The 18482-nt window shown below is 69.9% G+C and carries 17 protein-coding genes and 2 pseudogenes; 12 read left to right on the top strand and 7 right to left on the bottom strand.

Features of this window, described 5'->3' with window-relative positions; all coding sequences use genetic code 11:
• Positions 1-23 precede the first annotated feature (23 nt).
• On the bottom strand, positions 24-1496 hold the full coding sequence (locus KV203_RS10520; protein ID WP_246600113.1) for an amidase: 1473 nt from the start codon (positions 1494-1496) through the stop codon (positions 24-26).
• Between the two features lie 83 nt (positions 1497-1579).
• On the opposite strand from KV203_RS10520, the gene KV203_RS10515 reads away from it, so the two are divergent.
• Positions 1580-2338 carry an SDR family NAD(P)-dependent oxidoreductase gene (locus KV203_RS10515; protein ID WP_066474966.1) on the top strand — a complete coding sequence of 253 codons (759 nt, stop codon included), beginning with the start codon at positions 1580-1582 and terminating at the stop codon, positions 2336-2338.
• A gap of 12 nt (positions 2339-2350) precedes the next feature.
• Here KV203_RS10515 and KV203_RS10510 read toward each other — a convergent pair whose 3' ends face one another.
• Positions 2351-3004, bottom strand: a complete 654-nt coding sequence (locus KV203_RS10510) for a TetR/AcrR family transcriptional regulator (RefSeq protein ID WP_066474964.1) — start codon at positions 3002-3004, stop codon at positions 2351-2353.
• 450 nt (positions 3005-3454) lie between these two features.
• Between KV203_RS10510 and KV203_RS19615 the strand changes: the two are divergent.
• The 4 genes and pseudogenes from KV203_RS19615 to KV203_RS19930 all read left to right on the top strand — a co-directional run.
• Positions 3455-3815 (top strand): annotated as a pseudogene (locus KV203_RS19615) (ISL3 family transposase); the annotation flags it as partial.
• A gap of 138 nt (positions 3816-3953) precedes the next feature.
• A complete protein-coding gene (locus KV203_RS19610; RefSeq protein ID WP_066474959.1) occupies positions 3954-4520 on the top strand; it encodes a DUF222 domain-containing protein in 567 nt (188 codons plus the stop codon).
• Positions 4483-4842: pseudogene (locus KV203_RS19935) on the top strand (DUF222 domain-containing protein); the annotation flags it as partial. The gene KV203_RS19610 and the pseudogene KV203_RS19935, both read left to right, overlap by 38 nt.
• Before the next feature lie 178 nt (positions 4843-5020).
• A complete protein-coding gene (locus tag KV203_RS19930; protein WP_066474957.1) occupies positions 5021-5479 on the top strand; it encodes an HNH endonuclease signature motif containing protein in 459 nt (152 codons plus the stop codon).
• A gap of 75 nt (positions 5480-5554) precedes the next feature.
• Here KV203_RS19930 and KV203_RS10500 read toward each other — a convergent pair whose 3' ends face one another.
• The 4 genes from KV203_RS10500 to KV203_RS10485 all read right to left on the bottom strand — a co-directional run bounded on the left by KV203_RS10500 (position 5555) and on the right by KV203_RS10485 (position 9653).
• Positions 5555-5812, bottom strand: a complete 258-nt coding sequence (locus tag KV203_RS10500; RefSeq protein WP_066474955.1) for an HPr family phosphocarrier protein — start codon at positions 5810-5812, stop codon at positions 5555-5557.
• A gap of 34 nt (positions 5813-5846) precedes the next feature.
• Positions 5847-7856, bottom strand: coding sequence for a PTS fructose transporter subunit IIABC (locus KV203_RS10495; RefSeq protein WP_066474953.1), 2010 nt, complete (start codon positions 7854-7856; stop codon positions 5847-5849).
• Positions 7857-7920: 64 nt separating this feature from the next.
• Positions 7921-8889 (bottom strand): 1-phosphofructokinase family hexose kinase, encoded by a 969-nt coding sequence (locus KV203_RS10490; RefSeq protein ID WP_066474951.1) that lies wholly within the window; start codon positions 8887-8889, stop codon positions 7921-7923.
• Positions 8886-9653, bottom strand: coding sequence for a DeoR/GlpR family DNA-binding transcription regulator (locus KV203_RS10485; RefSeq protein ID WP_066474948.1), 768 nt, complete (start codon positions 9651-9653; stop codon positions 8886-8888). Before KV203_RS10485 ends, KV203_RS10490 begins: the two co-directional genes overlap by 4 nt.
• Before the next feature lie 115 nt (positions 9654-9768).
• On the opposite strand from KV203_RS10485, the gene KV203_RS10480 reads away from it, so the two are divergent.
• Together KV203_RS10480 and uvrC are read left to right on the top strand one after the other, a co-directional pair.
• Positions 9769-11472, top strand: coding sequence for a putative PEP-binding protein (locus KV203_RS10480; RefSeq protein ID WP_066474945.1), 1704 nt, complete (start codon positions 9769-9771; stop codon positions 11470-11472).
• Between the two features lie 67 nt (positions 11473-11539).
• Positions 11540-13522: an excinuclease ABC subunit UvrC gene (uvrC, locus tag KV203_RS10475; protein ID WP_066474943.1), complete on the top strand. Its 1983-nt coding sequence runs from the start codon at positions 11540-11542 to the stop codon at positions 13520-13522.
• A gap of 27 nt (positions 13523-13549) precedes the next feature.
• Here the strand turns inward: uvrC and KV203_RS10470 are convergent, their stop codons facing one another.
• The gene (locus KV203_RS10470) at positions 13550-13891 is read right to left on the bottom strand and encodes an NPCBM/NEW2 domain-containing protein (protein WP_066474940.1); all 342 of its coding nucleotides are present in this window, start codon (positions 13889-13891) and stop codon (positions 13550-13552) included.
• Between the two features lie 97 nt (positions 13892-13988).
• On the opposite strand from KV203_RS10470, the gene KV203_RS10465 reads away from it, so the two are divergent.
• From KV203_RS10465 to gap, 5 genes are all read left to right on the top strand, one after another.
• Positions 13989-14405, top strand: coding sequence for a hypothetical protein (locus KV203_RS10465; protein WP_066474937.1), 417 nt, complete (start codon positions 13989-13991; stop codon positions 14403-14405).
• Positions 14395-15345 carry an RNase adapter RapZ gene (gene rapZ / locus KV203_RS10460; RefSeq protein WP_083530331.1) on the top strand — a complete coding sequence of 317 codons (951 nt, stop codon included), beginning with the start codon at positions 14395-14397 and terminating at the stop codon, positions 15343-15345. Before KV203_RS10465 ends, rapZ begins: the two co-directional genes overlap by 11 nt.
• On the top strand, positions 15342-16319 hold the full coding sequence (locus KV203_RS10455) for a gluconeogenesis factor YvcK family protein (protein WP_218820983.1): 978 nt from the start codon (positions 15342-15344) through the stop codon (positions 16317-16319). The genes rapZ and KV203_RS10455 overlap by 4 nt, the downstream gene beginning before the upstream one ends.
• Before the next feature lie 52 nt (positions 16320-16371).
• Positions 16372-17355 (top strand): DNA-binding protein WhiA, encoded by a 984-nt coding sequence (gene whiA / locus KV203_RS10450; protein ID WP_066469665.1) that lies wholly within the window; start codon positions 16372-16374, stop codon positions 17353-17355.
• 107 nt (positions 17356-17462) lie between these two features.
• Positions 17463-18482 carry a type I glyceraldehyde-3-phosphate dehydrogenase gene (gene gap / locus KV203_RS10445; RefSeq protein WP_066469667.1) on the top strand — a complete coding sequence of 340 codons (1020 nt, stop codon included), beginning with the start codon at positions 17463-17465 and terminating at the stop codon, positions 18480-18482.

Below are 18482 nucleotides of genomic sequence, written 5' to 3'. Positions count from 1 at the left end.
ATTCTGCCCTTTTCTGGACTGAGTCAAGTATTGCCCGGTTGGTCCGGATCCTGGATGCGCGCCCAGGGCCGCGCAGCTTCCAGCTCGTAGCCGAGCTGCAGCAGGGTGCGTTCGTCGCCGTGTCGCGCCGAGAAGTGCGACGCCAACGGCAGACCGTTCACGGTGCGGTGCAGCGGGAGCGCGAGCGCCGGACTACCGGCGGCGTTGTTCAACGGGGTGAACGCCACGTAGCGGATCAGTCGATCCATCAGCGTGTCGGCATCGATTGCCGGAGAGAGGTAGCCGAGCTCGGGAGTGGTGTGGGCGAGTACCGGGGAGAGCACTACGTCGTGTCGGTCGAACATCGCCGCGTAGGCGTGCCGGACCTGCCGCAGCCGATACAACGCTGCCGGCGTTTCCCGTGCCCGCCGTCGATAGATCACCGCCAGGCCCCGGGTCAGGTTCTCCGTTCGCTCGCGATCGAAGCTGGTGCCGAACGCGCGCCGCCCCTGCAGCAGCAGCAGCGATGTCAGCATCGCCCAGTAGAGGGTGAAATCACCGAGAAAATCTGCACCGACCGGTAATTCGGCCGGCTCCACCCGGTGACCCAGCTCGGTCAGCAGGTCGGCGGTGGCGAGCACCGAGGCGCAGGTTTCGGCGTCGGTGTGAATGCCGGGTAACGAGTCGACGATCAGGCCGATCCGGAGCCGCCGGACCCCCGGCGCGGTGACCGAACCGATCGGTGGCAGCCGTGGGTTCCGGCGGTAGGTCTCGGCGGCCGCGTAGAACCGCGCGGTGTCGCGGACCGTCCGGGTCAACACACCTTGGGACACGATCCGGATCGGCATCCGGCGCTCGTTCAGTTCGGCGACGGTCCGGCCGCGGGTGGGCTTCAAGCCGACCAGGCCACACGCCGCTGCCGGGATCCGGATCGAACCGGCTCCGTCGTTCCCGTGCGCGAAGGGCAGTACCCCGGCGGCGACCAGAGCGGCTGCGCCGCCGGAGGAACCGCCCGCGGAATACGTCGGGTCCCACGGATTGCGCACCGGCTCGGCGTGCCCGAACTCGGTGGTCGCGTCGAGTCCGAACTCGGGCAGCCGGCTCTTGCCGATCGGTATCGCCCCGGTGGCCAGGAACTGATCGATGAAATCGCCGTTACGCCTGGCCCTTCCGGGCCGGTACGACGCGCTGCCGAATCCGGTCGGCAGGCCACGCACGGCGCAGTTGTCCTTGACGGCGGTCGGTACGCCGGCGAACGCACCCCGCTTCGGCGCGGCGGCAGTACGGATGGCACGTTCGAAATCGGTGACCTGGAGCGGGTATAGCCGAGGCTGGATCGATCGCGCCCGGGCGATCGCCGCGTGGATCGCTTCGACCGCGGAAATTTCGCCGGCGGCGATCCGTTCCGCGACCTCGGTCGCATCGGACTCGCCGAGGGCGTCGTCGCAGAACGCGTGCCGCCGTATCTCTCGGCGGGTCGGGTGCGGCTCGGGGGCCGACAGATCGTTCGGTCTCACCTGTGCTCTCCCTCGGCCCACCCGGACCGTGTCGCCCGCTGTGCCCGGTAGCTTAGAGCGCGACCGGGCGGAGAGGTGACGGCATGGCTGCGACGGGCAAATTCGACCTCGATGGGCGGGTCGCCGTGGTGACCGGTGGCAGTCGCGGACTCGGCCGGGAGATGGTCCTGGCCTTCGCCGAGCACGGCGCCGACGTGGTGATCGCCAGCCGGAAACCGGCCAACTGTGCGGCGGTCGCCGACGAGGTCCGGGCGAGGTTCGGGCGCCGCGCGCTGCCGGTAGGGACGAACGTCGGCAACTGGGCCGAGTGCGATGCGTTGACCGATGCCGCCTATACCGAGTTCGGCCGGGTGGACATTCTGGTGAACAACGCGGGGATGTCGCCGCTCTACCCGAGTGTGGATCAGGTGAGCGAGGCGCTGTTCGACAAGGTGCTGGCGACCAATCTGAAGGGGCCGTTCCGGTTGTCGGCCGCGATCGGCGCCCGAATGGCGGCCGACGCCGGCGGCGCGATCCTGAACATCTCGTCCGTCGCCTCGATCCGGCCGAACGCGGCAGTGCTGCCATATGCCGCAGCCAAGGCCGGGCTGAACTCGCTGACCGTCGGCCTGGCACAGACGTTTGCGCCGAAGGTCCGGGTGAACGCGATCATGTGTGGACCGTTCCGGACCGACATCGCCGAGGCATGGACTCCCGACATGGCGGACTACATGAGCGGGCTTACTGCGCAGCGCCGGGTCGGGGAGCCGGCCGAAATCGTCGGTGCTGCACTGTATTTCGTCTCCGACCAGGCCAGTTTCGCGACCGGTTCGATCCTGCGGCTGGACGGCGGCACACCGTAGCGGCGGGTGCGATCACCGCTCACCCGAGTCGGCGGGCGGTAGCAGGGCCGCGTCGACCAGCAGCGTGCACCCGGCACGATCGATCCGGGGCAGACCGGTGAGCCGGGCGAAGACGATCGGCCCGAGCAGCTGGCAGATCGCCAGGTCCGGATCCTGGACGCGCAGTTGTGCGCGGGCGTCGGGCGTGTCCAAGATGGCGTCGAAGGTGCGGCGGTAGCGGTCCCGCACGACCGAACGCAACGTGTCCACGCCGTCGGGCGCACCGCTGTCCGTGGCGATCTCCGGGAGCTGATTGCGGCCCATCGCCAGCCAGGCGAGCGTGGTGATGTGCATCGGAGTTTCCTCGATCAGGCTGGCTTGCCGATCGAGGAGCTCCACCAGGCGCTCGCGAAACGGCAGGTTCGCGGCCGGCGCATCGACCTGCGGGAGCAAGCGCTCGAAGGTAGCGGCAATCAGCTGATTGGTACTGGCGAAATGCCGGTAGAGGGTTGCCCGGGCGACCTTGGATGCGCGGGTCACGGCGTCGACCGTGACCGCCTCGACCCCGCCCGAGCTCAGCAGGCCGGCCGCCGCGTCGAGCAGCCGCGCCCGGGACCGGGCGCGGCGCGGGTCGTTGTCGGCCGGTGTCCCGTTGTCGGCCGGTGTCGGCGCGGCGAAGGCGTTCACCTGGACAGCCTATCTCCGCTGGCAAAATTCAAGACTGACAGTCTCGTAAAGCGGCGCCACGTCCGGATGCCACACCGGTGTCGCGTCAGTGGCGTCGACCCGCTACCAGTGGCTCACCGACCCGGTCGGGATGGTGTCGACGCCGACGGTGCGCCAGGTGTTTGCCGCGATGGTCGACTGTCACGCCGAGTAGCCGGTAATCGCCGGGTCGGGCGACCTTCACCCGGCCGACCCGTTCATCGTGACTCGGCCTCGGTACGACGGTCCTGGATAGCGTCTGTCGGCCGAGTTTCGCACCAGTACTCGGCACTCGGCGTAGTCGTTCGGCATCTGGCTCGTTGCAATCGAGGGTGTAGATCTCGACGCGGCGGTGACCCGGTAGGGGTCGAGGTCTGCCGGGGATGAAGGTTCCTACCCGCTTATCCGGGAGGCCTCGGCATGGCCGCTATCAAGGGCGACAAGTACGTGACCATGATCATTGATCTGACTGGAATCGGTGACGGGACAGGCTTTTCCCGGCTGTCGGACATGGTCGAGGGCTGCTCCGAAAGCCGTGTTCAAGGCCTGGCTCGGCGAACGAGGCAAGGGCCGTGCCCGATGGAGTCGAGGTGGTCGTGATGGACGGGTTCAGCGGCTTGAAGACTGCCACCATCGAGGAACTACCCGACGGGGATTGCGGTCATGGACCCGTTCCACGTCGTCGGGCTGGCCGGCGATGTGCGGGACCCTTTGTCGTCGCCGCGTCCAACGGGATCTGCACGGGCATGGCGGGCGGAGAAGGCCCCTGCTCTACCGGTCGCGGCGCGCGTTGCAGCGGCCCCAACTTCATCGCCCGATCGCTGCTGGAGACCTGCGGGCTTCAGGCCACGACCGCGCGGTCTCGACGGGGATGAGCCGGCTTTGGGTCTGGTTTCTTGCCGTATCGCCGGACGTTCGATAGTATTCGAACATGCATTCGAGTGACGGGGATTCGGACACGGTGGCCGACACGGTTGCCGTGATCGATGCCGCGCTCGACAGCCTGGCGGTGTTGTTGCCGGATTCGGGTACTGCCGCGTTGGGGGTGTTGCAGGCGTTGGAGCGGGTGCAGCGGCGGGTGACCGGTCTCGGGTACCGGTTGATCCGAGTCGTCGCCGAAGCCCCCGGCGAGGAGTTCGGTGGGCAGCGGTCCCGGGATGTGCTCGCCGATGCGTTGCGGATCACCCCGAAAGAAGCGTCCGCCCGATTGTTCGAATCCGCGGACCTCACCGAAGGGTTGACGATGACCGGACAGTCGGTGGAGCCGGTGCTGCCGGCGACCGCAGGCAAGGTCGAGGCGGGTGTGATCGGGCGTGATCACGTGCGGGTCATCCGGACGTTTCTGCGGGACCTGCCCACCGTCGTGGATTATCCGACTCGGGTGGAGGCGGAGAAACAGCTCGCCACCGTCGCGGTCACGGTGCGGCCGGATCAGCTCCGTAAGGTGGCGGTTCATCTGGATGCGGTCTGCGAACCCGGATGGTTCGCTGTCGGATGATCGTGATCGCGCCCGTAAGCGTGGTATCCGGGTCGGGGAGCAGGAGCGTGACGGGATGAGCCGGGTCACCGGGTATATCTCCCCGGAACTGCGGGCCTATCTGGAAACGATCCTCGCGAAGTACGCCGCCCCCGGAATGTGTAACCCCGACGACGACACCCCCGCCGTCGATACTGCGGTCCGTGATGGTGAGGTGTCCGACGATCGAGCCCGCCGGGATCGGCGGACCCCGACCCAACGTAACCACGACGCGTTACACGCGGTCCTGCGCGCAGCGATCGCGTCCGGCGACCTCGGTCGGCATCGGGGGTTGCCGGTCACGGTGATCGTCACCACCACCCTGCACGACCTGGAAACCGCCGCCGGTACCGCCGCCACCACTGCACCCGCCGTATCTGAGGCGTCGTGCCTGCCGGTGCCGGGTCGTAGCCCGGGCGGGAACGGGGGGAAAGCCACCACTGCCGGTGGGACTTTGATCCCGTACCGGGACCTGGTCGCCGATGGCGGCGCATGCCTGGCATTACCTGGCCGTGTTCGACACCCACACCGAGCAACCGTTGTATCTGGGCCGGTCGAAACGTCTCGCCTCACCCGACCAACGGATCGTCGCGACCGCCCGATACGGCGGGTGCAGCTTCCCCGCGTGCGCTCGGCCCGCCCTCGACTGCGAATACCACCACCTGCTGGCCTGGGCCGAAGGCGGACCGACCGATATCACCAACCTCGCCCCCGTCTGCGGTCACCACCACACGCTGGCCGACCAAGGCTGGACCGTGCGAGGTGACCCGCGAGGCCGGATCGAATGGCTCCCACCCACCTGGCTCGACCCGCACCGCACACCCCGAACCAACACCTACCACCGCCCCACCCACTGGTACCACCACCCCCGACAACACACCAGCAGTACCACCAGTCACATCACCGACACCGGCACAGCGAACAGCCCACCCACCACATGAACCCGGGTGGCTAGACCGCCCTGGTGGCGCGAGCTATCCAGGACGGCCTGATCAGTCCGGACGACCTGTAGTACCTCAGGCGTCCAGGTCGGCCTCGACGAGCGCGACGATCGTGTCGAGGGTGGCTTGATCGTCGGCGGTGACCGTCACCTCGGTGCCGTGCTCGGCGCCGAGGGTCATGATCATCAGGGCCGAGCCGGCGTCCACCGGTTCATCGGCGCCGAGTCCGATCGTGACGTCGACGCCGGATTCGGTGACGGCCTCGGCGATGATGCCGGCCGGCCGGGCATGCAGGCCGACGCTCGAGCCGACGATGGCAGTGGTGCTGGGCATGGGTGCTCCTTCGAAGGGGTTGCGGGACGGGTGCTCAGTGCGCCGCGGCGGGTGCCGCGACCGGGCTGGTGGACAGGGTCGTGCCGGTCCGCGGGCCGAACTGCTTGGCGACGAGGACCACCACCGCGGCGATCACGGTTCCGGCTGCCAGGGCGATCAGGAAGCCGGGAATGTTGCCGATGGCGAAGAGGACGAAGATGCCGCCGTGCGGCGCGCTGAGGGTGGTGCCGAACGCCATGATCAATCCACCGGTGACCGCACCGCCCACCATCATCGACGGGATCACCCGGAGCGGGTCGGCGGCGGCGAACGGGATCGCGCCCTCGGAGATGAACGAGGCGCCGAGCAGCCACGCCGCTTTGCCGTTCTCCAGTTCGGCCTCGCTGAACTGCTTCGGCCGCAGCACCGTCGCGAGCGCCATCGCCAGCGGCGGGACCATGCCGGCCGCCATCACTGCGGCCATCACCCGCAGCGTTGCGGGATCGCTCACGCTGAGCCCGGTGGTGGCGAACGCGTACGCTGCCTTGTTCACCGGCCCGCCCAGGTCGAAGCACATCATCAGACCGAGGATCACGCCGAGCAGGATCGCCGACGACCCGCTCAGACCGTTCAGCCAGTTGGTCAGCCCACTGGTCACTGCGGCGAGGGGTCGGCCGAGTACGAAGAACATCAGCGCCCCGACCGTCAACGTGGCGAGCAGCGGAATGATCACTACCGGCATCAGCCCGCGCGCCCACGGTGGGACCGGCAGCCGGGAGATCCACAGCGCCGCGAAACCGGCGATCAGGCCGCCGACCAGGCCGCCGATGAAGCCGGCGCCAACGAATACCGCCACGGCGCCGGCGGTGAAGCCCGGCGCCAGGCCGGGCCGGTCCGCGATCGCATAGGCGATGTAGCCGGCCAACGCCGGGACCAGGAACGAGAACGACAGGGCGCCGAGTTTGAACAGCACCGCGCCGAGGTAGAGGTGCAGACCGCCGGCCGGCAGATCGGTCAGCGAGTTGTCCGACACGATGTCGTCGGCGGTGGTGGAGATCTCGTACCCGGCGAGGAGGAAGCCGAGCGCGATCAGCAGGCCGCCGGCGGCGACGAACGGGATCATGTAACTCACCCCGGTGAGCAGGATCTGCCGCAGCCGGGTGCCCCAGCCGACCCCGCCGGCCGGCGGGGCCGCGCCCACCGCCCGGGCGGCGCCCGGACCCGCCTCCACTCGGGCGGCGCTCGGATTGTCAGCGGCGGCAAGGGCTTCGGCGATCATCGTGTCAGGTTCGTTGATCGCCCGTTTCACCCCGGAGGCGATCACGGGTTTGCCGGCGAACCGTTCCCGCCCCCGCACACCGACGTCGGTGGCGAAGATGACCGCGTCGGCGGCGGCGATGGTCGCGGCCGGCAGCGGGGTGCTGCCCGACGAGCCCTGAGTCTCCACGGTGTAGTCGGCACCGGCCCGATCGGCGGCCTGTTTCAGGGCATCGGCCGCCATGTAGGTATGCGCGATCCCGGTCGGGCACGCGGTGACCGCCACGATCGACCGCCGACTACCGGTGGACGCGGGCGCCGTCGGGGCGCTCGGTGGTGCGGCCGCAGCAGCCGGGGCCACCACCGACTGGACCAGCGCGACGACCTCGGCCCGGGTTCCGGCGGCTCGGAGGGAGGCGACGAAGTCCGGCTTGACCAGCGCCCGGGCCAGGGCGGACAGCAGCTTCATGTGGGCGCTCCCGGCGCCGTCCGGTGCGGCGATCAGGAACACCAGGTCGGCGGGTGCATCCGCGGCACCGAAATCGACCCCGGGACGCAGCCGGGCGAAGCCCAGCGATGCGGTGGTCACGGCAGCCGAACGGCAGTGCGGGATCGCGATCCCGCCGGGCAGGCCGGTAGCCGATTTCGCCTCGCGGGCCAGCGCGCCGTCGCGGAGTGCGGTGGCGTCGGTGGTTCGCCCCGCGGCGGCGAGCAGCTCGGCGAGTGCGGTGATCACCTCCGCTTTGGTCGAGCCGAGATCGACGTCGAGCCGGACGAGTGATTCGTCGATGATCGGGGGGTTGGCCATGGTGGGGTCCTCGGTTGAAGGGATGGGCTACTGCCGGTTTGGTGACTACTGCCGGGGTTGGTGGCTACTGCGGTGAGCGGACGCGGGTCACGACCACGGAGCCCGGCCGGATGTCGGCAGGGGCGGGCAGCCCGGTACCGGGCAGGCCGGCGGCCGCGGTTCCGTAGGCGACAGCCAGGCGCAGTGCCTCGGCGGGCGGCGCCCCGTGGACGGTCCCGATCAGGTAGCCGGCCAGCGACGAGTCGCCGGCGCCGACGGTGCTGCGTGGGATCGTCGGCGGCGGCACGGCATGCCAGGCCTGCCCGGCGTCGACCAGAACTGCCCCGCCGGCGCCGAGCGTGGCCAGCACCGTCCCTACTCCTCGGTCGATCAGCGTCCGCCCGGCCTGCGCGACCGGAGCCGGGTCGCCGGCCGCGGCAGCGTGTTCCAGCTCGACCGGATCCGCGCCGGTGAGCTGAGCGAGTTCGTCGGCATTGGGCTTGATCAGGTCCGGCGCGGCAGCCGGAAACTCGGTGGCGAGGTCGGTCAAGGGTCGGTCGGAGGTATCCACGACGACGGTGACGCCGCGCTGTCGTAGGCACCGAACCAGATCCGCGTACCAGCTGCTCGCGACGCCGGGTGGGAGCGAGCCGGCCAGGACCACGATGTCGGCGGATCCGGCCAGATCGTGCAGGCGCTGCTCCAGGTTCGCCCGGGCGGTATCGGACAGCGTTTCCCCGGGTTCGTTGATCTTGGTGGTGGTGCCGTCCGGTTCGCTGATGGTCAGGTTCGTCCGCACGCCACCGGCGACCGGTACGACCTCGAACGGAAGGCCGAGTTCGGCGCAGGCGGCCGGTAACGGTCCACCGGGCGCGGCCGGGAACAGGGCCGTCGTCGCGATCCCGGCCGCGTGCAGCACCCGGGCGACGTTGATCCCCTTGCCGCCCGGCTCGGTGAAGGACGCGCCGGCTCGGATCACCGTGCCGCGCTCGAGTGGCAGCTCGATCGCGACCGCCCGATCCACGCTCGGGTTCGCGGTCAGGGTCACGATCATGCGGGCACCACTTCCAGGTTGTGGCCGGCCAGCTCGTCGCGGTCGGCGGTGCCGATGCCGGAATCGGTGATCAGCAGGTCGATCTCGTCGACCGTGGCGAACCGGACCAGGTACTCGTGGCCGAGCTTGGTGGAATCGGCCAGCACGACGACGCGCCGGCCGGCCCGCACCATTGCGCGTTTCACCGCCGCCTCGTCCGGGTCGGGTGTGGACAGGCCATGGCCGGCGGTCAGCGCGTTCGTGCCGATGAAGGCGACATCGACCCGAAGGTCGGCCAGCACCCGCAGCGCCTCGTCGCCCACGGCGGCCTGGGTCACTCCGCGGACCCGGCCGCCGAGCAGGTGCAGCTGGACGTTCGGTAGTGCGCACAGCCGGCCGGCGATCGGGACCGAGTTGGTCACCACGGTCAGACTCAGGTCGGCGGGCAGTTCGGCGGCGAGCCGGCCGGTGGTGGTGCCGGCGTCGAGCAACACGGTGCCGCCGGGCCGGGGGAGGTGGTCGAGGGCCGCGCGGGCGATCCGATCCTTCTCGTCGGCCCGGGCCAGTTCCCGTTCTTTGGTGCCGGCCTCGATGCCCGCCACCGCGTCGAGCGGTACCGCGCCGCCGTGCACCCGGCGAACCAGGCCCATCCGGTCCAGCACTGCCAGATCACGGCGAACCGTCTCGGTCGTGACGCCGTAGAAATCGGCCAGATCGACAACGGCGACCCGGCCGCCGGTTGTGACGAGGGTCGCAATCGCCTGCTGCCGCTCTTCTGCGTACACCTGTGAACTCCATGACGTTGAAGTGGTTATATGTTGTTTTACGCCTGATTATGTTGCTTTGTCAACGAACTCGCGTAACCTGGATCACAGCAGCGGAGAAAGGTAGTGACGAGCGATGACGGGACCAACGACGACCGGATCGGCCGCGACGGCGCCGGATCGACAGGTGTACACCGGGACTCCGGTGGTGCCCGGCACGGTGTACGCCCCGGTGGTCCGCCCGGGGCCGCGCCCGGGTCCGGGTCCGCAATTCGACCCCGAGATGCCCGAGTCGGATCGGGCTGCCGAACAGGAGCGGTTCATCGCAGCCGCCGACGTGGTCGCGGACCGATTGTCCGCGCGTGCGGCGGCAGCGGGTGGGGTCGCCGCCGAGGTGCTCGCCGCGGACGCGGCCATGGCCCGGGACCGCGGCTGGCGCCGCGAGGTGAGCAAGCGGATCGGCACCGGCAGCGCGGCGACGACCGCGGTCGACGCGGCGACCGGAGTGTTCGAGGCGATGTTCACCAAGGTCGGCGGCATGATGGCCGAGCGGATCACCGATCTCCGCGATGTCCGGGATCGGGTGGTCGCGCAGCTCCGCGGCGAGCCCGAGCCCGGGGTGCCCGTACCGGACGTGCCGTCGGTCCTGTGCGCCGACGATCTCGCCCCGGCAGACACCGCCGGCCTCGATCCGGCGCTGGTGGTCGGCCTCGCCACCTCGCTCGGCGGGCCGACCAGCCACACCGCGATCATCGCGCGCCAACTGGGCATCCCCAGTGTGGTCGCGGTGAGCGGGCTCGACGATCTCCCGGCCGGGACGATGGTGCTGCTCGACGCGGCGGCCGGCCGGATCGAGACCGACCCTGTCCCCGAGGTGGCTGCCGCGGCCGCCGCGCAGTGGCGCCGGGCCGCGGCCGGGGCGGCGGCGTGGTCCGGTCCCGGCCGGACCGCAGACGGACATCGGGTGGAGGTGCTCGCCAACGTCGCGGACGGTTCCGCGGCGGTCGCGGCGGCTGCCACCCCGGCCGCCGGAGTCGGCCTGTTTCGCACGGAGTTGTGCTTCCTGGGCCGGACCACCGAGCCGTCGGTCGCGGAGCAGGCAGAGGTCTATGCGGCGGTGTTCGAGCCGTTCGCCGATCGCAAGGTGGTCGTTCGGACCCTCGACGCGGGGTCGGACAAGCCGTTGGCCTTCACCGGTCACACCGCCGAAGCGAATCCCGCGCTCGGTGTACGCGGGCTTCGAATTGCATTCGACGACAACGGCATTCTGGATCGGCAGCTGGACGCGATCGCGCTGGCCGCCGGCCGGACCGGAAGCCGGCCCTGGGTGATGGCGCCGATGATCGCCACCCCGGCCGAGGCCGCCTGGTTCGCCGAGCGGGTTCGGGTGCGGGATCTGGTACCCGGGGTGATGATCGAAGTGCCGGCCGCGGCGCTGCTCGCCGACCGGATCCTCGCCCACGTCGACTTCGTCTCGCTCGGCACCAACGACCTGGCCCAGTACACGATGGCGGCGGACCGGCTGTCCGCAGACCTCGCCCCGCTCAACGACCCGTGGCAGCCCGCGGTGCTGGCGCTGGTTGCCGCGACCGCGCGGGCCGGGGCGGCAGCCGGCAAACCGGTCGGGGTGTGTGGCGAGGCGGCCGCCGACCCGCTGCTGGCCTGTGTGCTCGCCGGCCTGGGCGTGACCTCGCTGTCCTGCGCGGCCGGTGCGGTCGGCGCGGTGGGAGCGGGGTTGGCCCGGGTGAGCTTCGAGCAGTGCGCCGCAGCGGCCGAGGTTGCGCTGGCGGCGGCCGATCCGGCGCAGGGGAGGGCTGCTGCTATGGCGCTGTTGGGCTGAGGGGTATGCCCGCGGATCCCGTGGCACACGGCCCGGAGGTGTCGGCGGGCGCCGCTACTCTGGGTCCGTGGCAGATCCCGCAACCTATCGGCCCGCGCCGGGAACGATCCCGGTCGAGCCGGGGGTGTATCGGTTCCGCGACGAACACGGCCGGGTGATCTACGTCGGCAAGGCGAAGAGCCTACGTAGCCGACTGAACTCCTACTTCGCCGATCTTGCCTCGCTGCACCCGCGCACGTTCCAGATGGTGACCAGCGCGGCCGGTGTCGAGTGGACCGTGGTGACCACCGAGGTCGAGGCGCTGCAACTCGAGTACAGCTGGATCAAGGAATTCGATCCGCGGTTCAATGTCCGCTACCGCGACGACAAGTCGTACCCGGTGCTCGCGGTCACGCTGAACGAGGAGTTTCCCCGCCTGTTCGTCTACCGCGGTGCGCGACGTAAGGGAGTCCGGTATTTCGGCCCGTATGCGCATGCGTGGGCGATCCGGGAGACCCTCGATCTGCTGTTGCGAGTGTTTCCGGCGCGTACCTGCTCGGCCGGAGTGTTCAAGCGGCACAACCAGATCGGCCGGCCGTGTTTGCTGGGCTATATCGACAAGTGTTCGGCGCCGTGTGTCGGCCGGGTGACCGCGGCCGAACATCGCGACATCGTCGAGGACTTCTGCGACTTCCTGGCCGGCCGCACCGATCGGTTGGTCCGCCAGCTGGAAGCCCGAATGCACGCCGCGGCAGACGATCTCGATTTCGAGCTCGCGGCCCGGCTGCGTGACGACGTCGGCGCGCTGCGGCGGGCGCTGGAGAAGCAGGCGGTGGTGTTGGGCGGTAGCACCGACGCCGACGTGGTGGCCTTCGCCGGCGACGAGCTGGAGTGGGCGGTGCAGGTGTTCCACGTGCGCGACGGCCGGGTGCGCGGTCAGCGCGGTTGGATCGTCGAGCGCGATCAGGTGGACACCGAGGCCGGCGCGGGCGAATTGCCCGAGCAGGTGCGTCGGTTCCTCACCCGCTTCTACGGCGAGCAGGCCGCGCTGGCCGGCGATCAGGACGGTGTCGGCAACCCGGACGCCGATACCGCTCGTCCGGTGCCGCGCGAGGTGCTGGTGCCGGCGCTGCCCCCGGCCGCCGAGGAGGTGCAGCAGTGGCTCGGCGGGCTGCGCGGCTCCGCGGTCGCGCTGCGGGTGCCGCAGCGCGGCGACAAGAAGGCGCTGGCCGAGACGGTCCAGCGCAACGCCGCCGAGGCGTTGGCACAGCACAAGCTGAAGCGCGCCGGCGACTTCACCGCCCGGTCGGCGGCGTTGCAGGGCATCCAGGACGCGCTGGAGCTGGCGGCCGCCCCGCTGCGGATCGAGTGTGTGGATATCAGCCACATCCAGGGCACCGACGTGGTTGCCTCGCTGGTGGTGTTCGAGGACGGGCTGCCGCGCAAGTCCGACTACCGGCGGTACACGATCAAGGAGGCCGCCGGCGACGGACGTTCCGACGACGTCGGCAGCATCGCCGAGGTCACCCGCCGGCGATTCCACCGGCTCGAACGCGAAACCCACGATCCCGGCGGTGCCGATCGGGTTGCTCCGCAGGTGTCGGTCGTCGACGGTAAGCCGCGCCGGTTCGCCTACCCGCCGAATCTGTTTGTGGTCGATGGTGGTGCCCCACAGGTGGCCGCGGCGGCCGCCGTGCTCGACGAACTCGGCATCACCGACGTGCCGGTGATCGGGCTGGCCAAGCGACTCGAGGAAGTCTGGGTGCCCGGCGAGGCCGACCCGGTGATCCTGCCTCGCACCAGCGAAGCTCTGTACCTGTTGCAGCGGGTGCGGGACGAGGCACACCGGTTCGCGATCACCTTCCATCGCAGCAAGCGGTCGCGCCGGATGACCGAGTCGGCGTTGGATGCGGTACCGGGTCTGGGGGAAACCCGCCGGGCGGCGTTGGTTCGGCATTTCGGCTCGGTCGCCAAGTTGAAACAGGCCAGCATCGCCGAGATCGCCGAGGTCCCCGGGATCGGGGTACGCACCGCGGAGGCGGTCCTCGCGGCGCTCGCCGTGCCCGATTGACGCCGTGCCCGATTGATGCGGTCGCGGTCAGCGCCGCAGGGTCGGATCGCCCCAGACGGCATAGCCGGCGGAGCTGCACAGGCCCATGTTCCCTTTGACGAAGGTGCTGCGCAGCTCGAGTTCCAGCACCCCGGTAACCGGCACGGTGAGCGTGTCGGCCTCGCCGAACGAGACGTCCGCGGTCCGAACCAGGTTTCCGTCGGCATAGATCTCGAACCGGACCGCGACGTCGAAATCGCTCTTGTCGCTGACACCTACCGTCGTGGTGAACCAGGTCCAGTCCCGACCGATGTCGAACGGCCAGGCCGAGTCGCGCTGACATCCGCTCAGCTGTCTCGACAGCGCGTGGGTATAGGTCGTGCCATCCACCTCGACCGAGCCGGTCGAGGGGTTGCCCTTCTTCGGTCGCAGGTCGGCGACGAACTGACTACGGGGGACCGGGGAACCGGTCGCGGAGCTGGTCGTCGTGCCGGTGGTGGTGGATGGTGTCGTGGAAGCCGTTGTGGTGCCTGCTGTTGTGGTGGCAGCCGTGCTCGACGCGCCCGTGCTCGACGACGACATGATCGACGACACCGTGCTCGACGATTCGGCGGTGGCGGTTTGCTCCGTACCCGACCCGTTGGAGCACTGGGCAACTCCGAAAACCACGGCGACGACGATCGCCAAGATGGCTGCTGTGGCGCCGATGATCTCCGCCGTGGTGCCGTGCTCTCGGCCGCTCGAACGTGGTCCCATCGACGTGCACCCCCAACGCCGCGACCCGATTCGCGGTGTCTCCACCATAGCGACGGGGCGACAGCCTGGTACAGCGGCGATCGCCACCGACGCCACCCTGGGCTGCACCGGACCCTTGATGATCATCGACGAGACCGATGCGCAATGATATGCCCGACGGGTTGCTTCGGGATAGCCAAATCACGGGGGAGCGGGTGAACGAGCAGAGTCCGGTCGGGGCCGCCGAGGTGGTGGTGGTCACCGGCCTTTCCGGTGCCGGCCGGGGCACCGCAGCCAAGGTGCTGGAGGATCTCGGCTGGTATGTGACCGACAATCTGCCCCCCGAATTGATCGGGCGGATGGTCGAATTGGGGTTGCAGGCCGACCCGCCCATCGACCGGCTGGTCGTCGTGCTCGACCTGCGCAGCCGATTCTTCACCGGTGACCTGACCGGGCTGCTGGACGAGTTGACCCGGCGCGGAGTCCGTACCCGGGTGATCTACGTCGAGTCCGCCGACGACGTACTGGTCGGCCGCTTCAGTCACGTCCGTCGGCGCCATCCGCTGCAGAGCGAGACCGCCGGCGGCACCCTGTCCGAAGGCATCGCCGAGGAACGCCGGCGGCTGGCGCCGGCCCGGGCAATGGCCGACCTGGTGATCGACACGACCGCGCTGTCCATCCACGAGCTGCGCCGCAAGATCGAGGAGGCGTTCGGCGGGGCGGCCGGCGGCCCGCTGCAGATCATCGTCCAGTCGTTCGGGTTCAAGCACGGCGTGCCGATCGACGCCGACCTGGTGCTCGACGTCCGTTTCCTGCCGAATCCGCACTGGATCCCCGAGCTGCGCCAGCACACCGGCCAGGAGCAGGTCGTCCGCGACTTCGTACTGTCCGAGCCCGGCGCGGCCGACTACCTGCAGACCAGCCGTCATCTGATCGACCTCACCGCGACGGGATATCGTCGGGCGGGAAAGCGGTACATGACGGTCGCGGTCGGCTGCACCGGGGGTAAACACCGCAGCGTCGCCATCACCGAGGCGCTGGCCGGTCTGGTCAGCGCCGACGCGAACAACTCGGTGCGGGTGGTGCATCGGGATCTGGGGCGCGAATGAGAGATGGGACAGACGGCGAGCAGGTGCGGGTGGTCGCGCTCGGCGGCGGCCACGGGCTGTACGCCACCCTCAGCGCGGTGCGTCGGCTGACCGATCGGATCACCGCCATCGTGACCGTAGCCGACGACGGTGGTTCGTCCGGCCGGCTCCGCGCGGAGCTGGGCATGATTCCGCCGGGCGACCTGCGGATGGCGTTGGCCGCGCTGGCCGGGCCGGCTGCGGGGGTGTGGCCGGCCGCGGTGCAGCACCGATTCGGTGGCAGCGGCGCGCTGGCCGGACATGCCGTCGGCAATCTGATCCTGGCCGGACTCACCGAGCTGCTCGGCGACCCGGTGGCCGCGCTCGACGAGCTGGGCCGGGTGCTCGACGTGACCGGTCGGGTGCTGCCGATGGCCTCGACCGCCTTGACCATCGAGGCCGACGTGTCCGGGCTGGAGGCAGATCCCCGGGTCGGTCGCCGGATCCGCGGCCAGGTCGCCGTGGCGACGACGCCGGGAACCGTACGGCGGGTCCGGCTGATCCCGAGCGATCCGCCGGCCTGCGCGGCCGCGGTCGCGGCGATCGGCGACGCCGATCTGGTGGTGCTCGGACCGGGTTCCTGGTTCACCAGTGTGATCCCGCACGTTCTGGTCCCGGAGCTGCACGATGCGATGGCCCGAACCGGGGCGCGTAAAGTTCTGGTGCTCAACCTGGCCGCGGAGCCGGGCGAGACGGCCGGCTTCTCCACCGAACGACATCTGCACGTTCTGGCGCAGCACGCGCCGGCGTTTCGGGTCGACCACGTCGTGGTGGACTCGGCGTCGGTGCCGGCGGGACGGGAGCGCGACCAACTGGTCCGCGCTGCTGCCCGGCTCGGCGCGGAATCGGTATTCACCGACGTCGCCGAGCCCCGCACCACCATGCATCACCCCGGTCGCCTCGCGGCCACTCTGGAACAGCTTGCCCCGGCGTCTGCGAAGCGCCGGACGGCATGATCGGCGACCTCGGCCCGAGCGCGGCCGGCCGGGTCGGGAAGGAGCGTGCGAATTGGCGATGACAGCCGAGGTGAAGGATGAGCTGAGCCGGCTCACGATCACCCAACTCGGTGCCCGGCGAGCCGAACTGTCCGCGTTGTTACGGTTTGCCGGCGGCCTGCACATCGTCGCCGGCCGGGTGGTGGTCGAGGCCGAGGTCGATCTGGGCTCGATCGCACGGCGCCTGCGCCGGGAGATCTTCGAGCTCTACGGCTACGGCTCGGACGTCCACGTGTTGGGTGCCGGCGGCCTGCGCAAGAGTTCCCGCTATGTGGTTCGAGTGGCGAAGGACGGGGAGGCGTTGGCGCGCCAGACCGGCCTGCTGGACTTGCGTGGCCGGCCGGTGCGCGGCCTGCCGGCCCAGGTGGTCGGCGGTACCGTCGGCGATGCCGAGGCGGCCTGGCGCGGCGCGTTCCTGGCGCACGGATCGCTTACCGAACCGGGCCGTTCGTCGGCGCTCGAGGTGAGTTGCCCGGGGCCGGAGGCGGCGCTCGCCCTGGTCGGCGCGGCCCGCCGGCTCGGCATCGCGGCCAAGGCGCGCGAAGTCCGTGGCACCGATCGGGTGGTGGTCCGCGACGGTGACGCCATCGGTGCGCTGCTCACCCGGATGGGTGCCCAGGACACCCGGCTGACCTGGGAGGAACGCCGGATGCGGCGGGAGGTCCGGGCGACGGCGAATCGGCTGGCGAACTTCGACGATGCGAACCTGCGCCGTTCCGCCCGGGCCGCGGTCGCCGCCGCCGCCCGGGTCGAGCGGGCGCTGGAGATCCTCGCCGACGAGGTACCGGACCATCTGGCTGCTGCCGGTGCGTTGCGGGTGCAGCATCGGCAGGCCTCGCTGGAGGAGCTGGGTCAGTTGGCCGACCCGCCGATGACCAAGGACGCGGTGGCCGGGCGGATCCGCCGGCTGCTGTCGATGGCCGATCGGCGCGCCAAGGAACTCGGCATCCCGGCTACCGAAGCGGCGGTTACGGCGGAGTTGCTGGACGACGCCTGATCTCGTCCGGCAGCGGGCGTCGATCGTCGGTCTCGAGTCGCGCGGATCCGGCCGGACGATAGGCTGGCAGGCAACCCCTCGTCAGAGCCGAACAGCAAGGAGCCACGGTGACGGTGCGCGTAGGAGTGAACGGCTTCGGCCGAATCGGCCGAAATTTCTTCCGGGCGGTGGAGGCGCAGAAGGCGCTCGGCACGACCGATATCGAGATCGTCGCGGTCAACGATCTGACCGACAATGCGACGCTGGCGCAGCTGTTGAAGTACGACTCGATCCTCGGTCGGCTGGCCGACGACGTCTCGCTCGACGGTGAAGACACGATCGTGGTCGGCGACCGGCGGATCAATGCGCTCGAGGTCAAGGCCGGTCCGGCGGAGCTGCCGTGGGGCGAGCTCGGCGTGGATGTCGTGGTCGAGTCGACCGGCATCTTCACCGACGCCGCCAAGGCCAAGGGCCACCTCGCCGCGGGCGCGAAGAAGGTGATCATCTCGGCGCCGGCCAAGGGTGAGGACATCACCATCGTGATGGGCGTCAACGACGACCGTTACGACGGTTCGCAGAACATCATTTCCAATGCGTCCTGCACCACGAACTGCCTCGGCCCGATCGCGAAGGTGCTCGACGACTCGTTCGGCATCACCAAGGGTCTGATGACGACGATCCATGCCTACACCCAGGACCAGAACCTGCAGGACGGCCCGCATGCCGATCTGCGTCGGGCGCGCGCCGCCGCGCTGAACGTGGTACCGACCGGCACCGGGGCGGCCAAGGCGATCGGCCTGGTCCTGCCGCAGCTGCAGGGCAAGCTGGACGGCTACGCGCTGCGGGTGCCGATCCCGACCGGCTCGGTCACCGATCTGACGGTGAATCTGGCGAAGGTTGCCGGCGTGGACGAGGTGAACGCCGCGATGCAGGCCGCTGCCGAAGGGCCGCTGCGGGGCATCTTGAAGTACAACACCGACCCGATCGTGTCCAGCGATATCGTCACCGACCCGGCGTCGAGCATTTTCGATGCTCCGCTGACCAAGGCGATCGAGGATCAGGTGAAGGTGGTGTCCTGGTACGACAACGAGTGGGGCTACTCGAACCGACTGGTCGACCTGATCGGCCTCGTCGCGAAGTCGCTGTAG

Origin of the sequence: Skermania piniformis, assembly GCF_019285775.1 — a bacterium.
Lineage (GTDB): Bacteria > Actinomycetota > Actinomycetes > Mycobacteriales > Mycobacteriaceae > Skermania > Skermania pinensis.
Note: the sequence above shows the minus strand (reverse complement) of the source record. Positions and strands in the feature narration are given on the sequence as shown.

Bases quoted from the DNA above. Each gene is read 5' to 3' on its own strand.
- KV203_RS10515 (WP_066474966.1), top strand. From the start codon at position 1,580: ATGGCTGCGACGGGCAAATTCGACCTCGATGGGCGGGTCGCCGTGGTG.
- KV203_RS19610 (WP_066474959.1), top strand. From the start codon at position 3,954: ATGCATTCGAGTGACGGGGATTCGGACACGGTGGCCGACACGGTTGCC.
- KV203_RS19930 (WP_066474957.1), top strand. From the start codon at position 5,021: ATGGCGGCGCATGCCTGGCATTACCTGGCCGTGTTCGACACCCACACC.
- KV203_RS10500 (WP_066474955.1), bottom strand. From the start codon at position 5,812: ATGCCCAGCACCACTGCCATCGTCGGCTCGAGCGTCGGCCTGCATGCC.
- KV203_RS10495 (WP_066474953.1), bottom strand. From the start codon at position 7,856: ATGGCCAACCCCCCGATCATCGACGAATCACTCGTCCGGCTCGACGTC.
- KV203_RS10490 (WP_066474951.1), bottom strand. From the start codon at position 8,889: ATGATCGTGACCCTGACCGCGAACCCGAGCGTGGATCGGGCGGTCGCG.
- KV203_RS10480 (WP_066474945.1), top strand. From the start codon at position 9,769: ATGACGGGACCAACGACGACCGGATCGGCCGCGACGGCGCCGGATCGA.
- rapZ (WP_083530331.1), top strand. From the start codon at position 14,395: ATGCGCAATGATATGCCCGACGGGTTGCTTCGGGATAGCCAAATCACG.
- KV203_RS10455 (WP_218820983.1), top strand. From the start codon at position 15,342: ATGAGAGATGGGACAGACGGCGAGCAGGTGCGGGTGGTCGCGCTCGGC.